This window comes from Mesorhizobium sp. M7A.F.Ca.AU.001.01.1.1 (assembly GCF_004022735.1).
Classification (GTDB): domain Bacteria; phylum Pseudomonadota; class Alphaproteobacteria; order Rhizobiales; family Rhizobiaceae; genus Mesorhizobium; species Mesorhizobium ciceri.
This window is the reverse complement of sequence record NZ_RZPF01000532.1, coordinates 1-4,745: the sequence shown is the minus strand read 5'-3', so window position 1 is coordinate 4,745 and position 4,745 is coordinate 1. Positions and strand designations below refer to the sequence as shown.

Sequence of the window (4,745 nt, the reverse complement as noted above, 5' to 3'; positions counted from 1 at the left end):
GTGCAGGATGGACGCGTCCGCGGTCTCCAGCGCCACGTCGGTGCCGCCGCCCATGGCAATGCCAATGTCGGCGGCCGCGAGCGCCGGCGCGTCGTTGATGCCGTCACCGACCTTGGCGACCTTGAAACCCTCGCGCTGCAATTCGCCGACGATGCGCTGCTTGTCCTGGGGCAACAGCTCCGCTCGCGCCTCGATGCCGAGCGAAGCGGCGATGGCTTGCGCCGTGCGGCGGTTGTCGCCGGTCAGCATCACCGCGCGGATGCTCTCGGCCTTCAGCGCCGCGATCCCGGCCGCAGCATCCGGCCGCGGCTCGTCGCGCATGGCAATCAGCCCGGCCACCACGCCATCGGCGACCAGCACTGACACCGTCTTGCCCTGGCCGTTGAGGCTGTCGACGGCGAGGCGCTGCGCTTGCGTCATGTCGGCGCGTTCGCCCGCCGCCTGGCCGGAGCCGAGGAAGACGGCGACGCCGCCAACGCTGCCCTCGACACCCTTGCCCGAGATTGCCTTCGCCGCGAGAGCCGGCGGCACCGGCGCCTTGTCGGCCTTGGCCCGGTCCAGGATCGCCATCGCCAACGGATGGCTGGAGCCCTGCTCCAGTGCTGCCGCCAGCGCCAGCACGGTGCGTTCATCCCTTCCATACGCCACGATGTCGGTGACGGCAGGCTTGCCTGCGGTCAGCGTACCGGTCTTGTCGAAGGCGACCGCCGTGATCCGGCGAAAGCCTTCCAGCACCGCACCGCCTTTCATCAATAGGCCACGCCGCGCACCGGTCGCAAGGCCCGCGGCGATCGCCGCCGGGGTCGAGATGACCAGCGCGCAGGGGCAGCCGATCAGCAGGATCGCCAAGCCCTTGTAGATCCATTCGTTCCAGTCGCCGCCGGCAAGCAGCGGCGGCAACAATGCCACCAGCGCACCGACCGCCAGCACCGCCGGCGTGTAGGTGCGCGAGAAGCGGTCGATGAAGCGCTCTGTCGGCGCCTTGGCCTCCTGCGCCTCCTCCACCAGCCGCACGATTCGGGCGATGGTGTTGTCGGAAGCGGCCGCCGTCACCCGCACCTTGAGCACGCCATCGGTGCTGATCGTGCCGGCAAAGACGGCGTCCGCAACGCCCTTGCGCTTCGGCGTGCTCTCGCCGGTCACCGGCGCCTCGTCGATTTCGCTCGCGCCCTCGATGATCTCGCCATCGGCCGGGATGCGGGCGCCCGGCCGCACCAGGATGATGTCGCCGACCGCAAGGTCTTCGGCGGGACACTCCGATGTGCCGCCTGCGCGCTCGACCAAGGCCGTCTTCGGCACCAGATCGGCAAGTCCCTGGATGCTCGCCCGCGCCCGGCCGGCGGCGACACCCTCCAGAAGCTCGCCGATCAGGAAGAGCACCACCACGGCGGCGGCCTCTTCAGTGGCACCGATCATCACGGCGCCTATCGCCGCGATGGTCATCAGCATCTCGATCGAAAACGGCGTGCCGGCCAATGCCGCCATCAGCGCGCGCCGTGCGATCGGCACCAGGCCGACCAACAGCGCGGCCAGGAACACCCCGCGTTCCGCCACCGGGAACAGATGGCCGATGCCGTATGCGGCGAGAAGCGCTGCCGCGCAGGCGAGCGTCAGCACCGCCCGGCGGGAACGCCACCACGCCTGCCCCGTCTCGGAATGGCCATGATCGGGATCGGGATCGTGGCTCGCATGATCGTGGCCTTCATGGTCATTGTGGACGTGATCGGCGTGCGCCTTGTCTGACATCGGCGATACATGTGCCTCTGCCCTGACGATGCCGTAGCCGAGCCGAGCCACCTGCTGCAGCACCCTGCCTTCCGGCAACGCGCCGCCATGGCTGACCGTCATGCTGGCACCGGTCACCGAAACCGAGACATCGGCGACGCCGTCTAGGCGACGCACCGCCGTATCGATCTTGGTTGCGCAAGAGGCGCAATCCATGCCGCCGATCTTGAACCGCGTCTGCCTGATTTTTACCTGGTCGAGGGGCGCCGTCATCACATCACCTGTCTGTCTTGCCCGCGCGGCGTCGCCGCATGGGTCTTGAACGCTGATGTCAGGCACTGTAATTGCTCTAGTCACTAGAGCTTCAAGAGGCAATTCATGTTTTCGATCGGTGATCTCTCGCGCCGCACCGGGGTCAAGGTGCCGACCATCCGCTACTACGAGCAGATGGGCCTTGTTGCCGCACCCGAGCGCTCGGAAGGCAACCAGCGCCGCTATTCCAGGCAGGAGCTGGAGCGGTTGGCCTTCATCCGCCACGCCCGCGATCTCGGTTTCGCCGTCGAGGACATCCGCTCTCTGATCGATTTGAGCGGCCACCCCGAGCAACCCTGCGGCCACGCCGACAAGATCGCCGAGGAGCAACTGATCTCGGTGCGGGAAAAGATTGCCCAGTTGAAGCGGCTCGAGGCCGAGCTCGAACGCATCGCCACGTGCTGCAATGGCCAGACGGTCGGCGACTGCTACGTCATCCGCGCGCTGTCGGATCATGCGCTGTGCGCCGATGAGCATGGTTGAGATACATCCTACAGCTCGATCCGGAACCGCAAACTTTCCGCTCCGCCATAGGCGGCGTCCTCGAAAAAGCGTTCGACGAGCTTGCCGCCATTGGCCAGGATCACCTTGTGCGAGGCCGGATTGCCCGGTTTGGCGGTGATCTCGACGTGAGCCAGGCCGACCGCCCTCGCCTCCTCCAGCATCAGGCGCAGCGCCTGTGTAGCGTAGCCGCGCCGCCGCTTCCACGGCACCACCGCATAGCCGATATGGCCGAGCACATGCGGCGGCAGGTCCGACGTACCCTTCTGCCAGCGAAAGCCGATCGAGCCCGACGCCTCGCCGTCCCAGATCCAGCGGCGGAAGCCTGGCAGGCGCGGCACCTTTTTGCCGTCAGGCAAGGTGATCGGACCGCCCCTGGCCTGGGGATCATCGAGGTCGGCGAGAAAAGCCACGGGATCCCTTTCGATTGCCGCAAGCTGCTCGCGCGTCGCTTCCAGCAATCGCACATTGTCCGGCGACCAGCCGCGTTCGAGTGCCGCCTTGTAGGACGGCAGATGTTCGAACGCGGGTTTGACGATTTCGATCATGGTGCACCGGTGCAGACGCGATGCCCACAAAATAGCATGCTTGACCAGGGAGGCACGGTCCACCAAAGCGCGGCCCCATACGACAAAGGCCGCGCTCCCATCACTGGAAACGCGGCCCTGGCGTTGTGTCCTTGGGAGGACCGGCGATCCGGCGCGGCCGCGCCGGAGCACCTTTAGCGATCTCAGGCGATGTCGAAGCGGTCGGCGTTCATCACCTTGGTCCATGCCGCAACGAAATCCCTGGTGAATTTCGCCTTGGCGTCCGCCGACCCGTAGACCTCGGCAAGCGCGCGCAATTGGGCGTGCGAGCCGAAGATCAGGTCGGCACGGGTGCCGGTCCACTTGACCGCCTTGGTCTTGCGGTCACGCGCCTCGTAGACTTCGTCGGAGCCGGCGGCCGGATCCCAGACCGTGTTCATGCTGAGCAGGTTGACGAAGAAGTCGTTGGTCAACGTACCCGGCCGGTCGGTGAACACGCCGTGCTTCGAGTTGGCCGTGTTGGCGCCGAGCACACGAAGACCGCCGACCAGCACCGTCATTTCGGGTGCGGTCAGCGACAGCAATTGCGCCCGGTCGACCAGCATGGCTTCGACCGACATCGGCTGCTTGCCCCTGACATAGTTGCGGAAGCCATCGACTTTCGGCTCGAGCGCGGCAAAGGAATGGACATCCGTCTGTTCCTGCGAAGCATCCATGCGACCCGGCGTGAACGGCACCTTGGCCTCGTGGCCGCCATCCTTCGCCGCCTTCTCGACAGCGGCGACACCGCCGAGAACGATGAGGTCGGCCAGCGAGATCTTTTTCCCGCCGGTCTGTGCCGCGTTGAACTCCTTCTGGATGGCTTCCAGCCTGGCCAGCACCTTCGACAGTTCCGCCGGCTGGTTAACCTCCCAATCCTTCTGCGGCGCCAGCCGGATGCGTGCACCATTGGCACCACCGCGCTTGTCGGAATTGCGGAACGTCGAGGCCGAGGCCCACGCCGTCGAGACCAATTCGGAAACCGACAGGCCCGATGCCAGGATCTTCGCCTTCAGCGACGCAATGTCCTGCTCGCCGACCAGTTCGTGGTCGACCGCGGGGATCGGATCCTGCCAGATCAGTTCTTCCTTGGGCACGAGCGGGCCGAGATAGCGAACGACCGGACCCATGTCGCGATGGGTCAGCTTGAACCATGCGCGGGCAAAGGCGTCGGCGAACTGGTCCGGATGCTCATGGAAGCGCCGCGAGATCTTCTCGTAGGCCGGATCGACCCGCAGCGCGAGATCGGTCGTCAGCATGGCAGGCGCGCGGCGCTTGGACGGATCGTGGGCATCCGGCACGGTTCCGGCGCCGGCGCCGCCCTTCGGCGTCCACTGATGAGCGCCCGCCGGGCTCGTGGTCAGCTCCCATTCGAAGTTGAACAGATTGTCGAAGAAGTTGTTGCTCCACTTGGTCGGCGTCGTGGTCCAGGTCACCTCGAGGCCCGAGGTGATGGCATCGCCGGCGATGCCCGTGGCATGCTTGCTCGACCAGCCGAGGCCCTGCGCCTCGATGCCGGCGCCTTCCGGCTCCGCACCCACAAGCGAGGCATCGCCGGCGCCGTGGGTTTTGCCGAAGGTGTGGCCGCCGGCGATGCCTCGCTTGTGGGTGCGGAGCCGGAAGGCGCCGGCATCGAGGCGC

General features: G+C 66.6%; 4 protein-coding genes. 1 reads left to right on the top strand and 3 read right to left on the bottom strand.

Going from position 1 to position 4,745, the window contains the following annotated elements:
• The coding region (locus tag EN884_RS26295) for a heavy metal translocating P-type ATPase (RefSeq protein WP_128360813.1) at positions 1-1,998 on the bottom strand (1,998 nt) is incomplete at its 3' end.
• 105 nt (positions 1,999-2,103) lie between these two features.
• Between EN884_RS26295 and EN884_RS26290 the strand changes: the two genes are divergently transcribed.
• The gene (locus tag EN884_RS26290) at positions 2,104-2,520 is read left to right on the top strand and encodes a helix-turn-helix domain-containing protein (protein WP_013530143.1); all 417 of its coding nucleotides are present in this window, start codon (positions 2,104-2,106) and stop codon (positions 2,518-2,520) included.
• A gap of 8 nt (positions 2,521-2,528) precedes the next feature.
• On the opposite strand, the gene EN884_RS26285 is transcribed toward EN884_RS26290, so the two are convergent.
• Positions 2,529-3,086 carry a GNAT family N-acetyltransferase gene (locus tag EN884_RS26285; RefSeq protein WP_013530142.1) on the bottom strand — a complete coding sequence of 186 codons (558 nt, stop codon included), beginning with the start codon at positions 3,084-3,086 and terminating at the stop codon, positions 2,529-2,531.
• 182 nt (positions 3,087-3,268) lie between these two features.
• Positions 3,269-4,745 (bottom strand): peroxidase family protein (locus EN884_RS26280; RefSeq protein WP_128360812.1); only part of this gene is annotated, 1,477 nt, incomplete at its 5' end.

Excerpts from the sequence above, each read along its gene's own strand:
- EN884_RS26290 (WP_013530143.1), top strand. The coding sequence starts at position 2,104 with ATGTTTTCGATCGGTGATCTCTCGCGCCGCACCGGGGTCAAGGTGCCG.
- EN884_RS26285 (WP_013530142.1), bottom strand. The coding sequence starts at position 3,086 with ATGATCGAAATCGTCAAACCCGCGTTCGAACATCTGCCGTCCTACAAG.